2 protein-coding genes and 1 pseudogene are annotated in these 2751 nt (G+C 40.2%); all 3 read right to left on the bottom strand.

Annotated elements, in window-relative coordinates:
* Positions 1-5: 5 nt before the first annotated feature.
* The 3 genes and pseudogenes from AB4209_RS21320 to AB4209_RS21310 all read right to left on the bottom strand — a co-directional run bounded on the left by AB4209_RS21320 (position 6) and on the right by AB4209_RS21310 (position 1957).
* Positions 6-320, bottom strand: a complete 315-nt coding sequence (locus AB4209_RS21320) for an ISAs1 family transposase (protein ID WP_372057282.1) — start codon at positions 318-320, stop codon at positions 6-8.
* A gap of 11 nt (positions 321-331) precedes the next feature.
* Positions 332-1467, bottom strand: a pseudogene (locus tag AB4209_RS21315) (ISAs1 family transposase).
* Between the two features lie 10 nt (positions 1468-1477).
* Positions 1478-1957: an ISAs1 family transposase gene (locus AB4209_RS21310; protein WP_372057280.1), complete on the bottom strand. Its 480-nt coding sequence runs from the start codon at positions 1955-1957 to the stop codon at positions 1478-1480.
* Between the last annotated feature and the right edge of the window lie 794 nt (positions 1958-2751).

The raw sequence follows: 2751 nt of genomic DNA, 5'->3' as shown, positions 1-2751 counted from the left end.
TGGGTTCATGGGGCGGATACGATATTCCGACATTCTTTTCGGCCATGCCCCTCATTTTTTTGGGTGCATTCAGCCATGTTCTCTGGCTGATTATAAACAGCTGAAAAAGCTTCTTTCACATGCTCAAAAAGATTGGGTTGGTTCTTTTTTAGCTGAATGGTGAAGTCACCATTCTTTTCCGTGATTTGCGCCATTGTTGGCGCTAAGCAATGCAGCGAGTCCAAGGTGACTATTGCATCTTTTAGGACTAAAGCATCTAAAACATCACGACATAAACTAATTTCTTTACCTTTGCCATGAGTCGATTGTTGATAAAGCATTAGCCCCACGGCTAGAGCATTTTAATTCCAGCGTTTAAAAGAACCGAGCGGTACTCATCATCAAGAGCCGCTATCTTCCTCTTTCTTACCATGCTGATGTTTTTACTTGTATCTTGTTTAAAAAGACTTAGTGCGATTTTCCTCAGGACATTGAAAGCTAAAGCTCCTGTGCCTCTGCGGATACGTGACTCATCTTCTCTAAACGTTACATCTAACATCCAATGCATACTTTCTACCTGCCAGTGGCTTCTTACTGCATCGAGTGCTTGTTGCGCGTTGAGGGCTAATGAACTGATATACCATCGAGTTTCTTCCGATTTTTTACCACTTAATTTTTCTTCAACGGTGGCGGTCACTTTGATTACACTCTGTAAGCCATCCCAGCGATAATCTTTGTCTAACCAGGCTCTATCAATGATTAACTGCTCGCAATGACGAGTTTCAATACGTCCATGCCCTGCACTTACTTCACTGTACTCGTCATACGTTTCAGAAGTTGTGCCTTCTCGCATTGATTTGTGCCACCAAGCTTCAAGCTCTGCTTTCATTCCAGAGTGATTGCCTTTTAAGGCTAATACGTAATCCGCTTTACCTTTAACAATCTGCTTAGCGATGTCTTTTTGACACCCCATTGCGTCTAGCGTGATGATGCAGTTCTCAATATCAAGTAATGTGAGCAACCTTGGGATAGCGGATATCTCATTGCTCTTCTCATCAACCGCGACTTGCCCGAGAACGAGCTGATGTTGACTACTCCAAGCGCTGACCGCATGGAGTGGATTTTGCCTTTCGCGCGTATCAAAAGAGCGTCGAGCAGTTTTGCCATCAATGGCAATTACATCACTTCCAGTAGACTCAATAAGACAGCTCATCCAGCGTTGAAACGCTGTCTCTATTTCTTCTGGCTTAAGGCGAGATATAACTCGAGCGATGGTATCATGGCGTGGAATACCATATTCGAAGGGACGATAACGTCGAAGCCAATTTAGACGATGAATGCCAAAATCTTCAATCTGCTCCCAGCCTTCGCTCCTGACAGGACAGCGCTGACGGCTAGAAGGATAATATCGAGAAGTTCATGTCGCTTGCATCGGTCAATACGTGGGTCTTCAATGGCTTCAAAATGTTGGAGAAAAGAGTCGTTCATACTTTAAACGCTACAATAAGTGATTACTCATTGATCTGATCGCACCTTCACTTAAAAGTTCCAATTTATAATGATCTTGCCGTGGCATTAGCCCACTTTCAACATCATACGCATTGACAACGTGTAGCATGCTTTTCAACCCATTTATTTTAGTTCCACGTAAAGCCTTACCATCTATTGCTAAAACTGTTTTTTCTGTTCGTTTTCGTTCAGAATTTAACCACTCAAACAAGGCATCTAGTAAAGAATTACTATCTAAAGCACTGATAATGTTAGCAATACAGTGTCGTTTAGGAATGCCGTTTTTAAATCCACGATATTGTCTCAACCAGTCTATTTGGCTTTCACCGAAGTCTTGAATAGACTTCCATCCTGTAGCCCCACTAAGCACAGCGGAAAATACTAGAAATACGACATCAACTAAGTCGTGTTTAAAGTTAATATCATTGCGTGGATCAGGTATGCGGTTAAGGCGTTCAAGAAGTGTCATTGTAGTGTAGGTTGAGTTGTAAATAGATAATGATCAGATCACCAAAATCAGGATTAGTTCAGTCGAAAATAAAGAAAGTTTAAGCCTTTGACACAAGCAATCATAAATTAATCATGCCGTTTAATATTTCATCAACAAAGCCCTAGGAAACATGTGAGATCTCACCCTGTGGTATGGGCAGGAGCTGCGTTAATCGTCTTAATCGTGTTTAATTTGACGCTGCCACTCTCTTTAGGCGCTTACTTTTATACTACAAGTATATTAGGTTGGCACTGGTTTGAGGCATCATTATTCACGTTAGTACTAATAACCATCATAGTTCCTGCGATCATTAAATCTGTTAGTCACATTCTAAATCCAGCGTCTTCTGAAAATTAGACAGATTATTAGCGCGCAGGTTTAATGACATTGATTTTATCAATTTCACGTAAAAAAAGAGCCGCTTTAGCGGCTCTTGATTTTCAAACTATTTGTTGAAACAACCATTAAATGATAATAATGAATCATTTAAAATCATATACTTAAATAAAAACAACCATATCTTGATATCGCGTAAAACAACCATAAATTGATATTTTTGTGAAAATGTAATTCTGGTCCATCTATGTATGAAAGAAATTTACTTTCACTAAATGTGTGATAATAAGCGTATAGAAACCTATGAATTGTGTGATTCCGTTCCCTTTTTAGTACCTTGTGGCTGATTCGACAAAATTGCTTGGTGATCTCACCAGTAATTACTTGCTCTTGATAAGGTGTTACGTAACACGTATCTGTCGGATAGGCGGCACCTG

Origin of the sequence: Vibrio sp. 10N.286.48.C11 (assembly GCF_041469805.1) — a bacterium.
In the GTDB taxonomy this organism is placed as follows: domain Bacteria; phylum Pseudomonadota; class Gammaproteobacteria; order Enterobacterales; family Vibrionaceae; genus Vibrio; species Vibrio crassostreae_C.
This window is presented reverse-complemented; position numbering and strand designations above follow the sequence as displayed.

Coding starts and splice junctions, on each gene's coding strand:
- AB4209_RS21320 (WP_372057282.1), bottom strand. CDS start 320: ATGCTTTATCAACAATCGACTCATGGCAAAGGTAAAGAAATTAGTTTA.
- AB4209_RS21310 (WP_372057280.1), bottom strand. CDS start 1,957: ATGACACTTCTTGAACGCCTTAACCGCATACCTGATCCACGCAATGAT.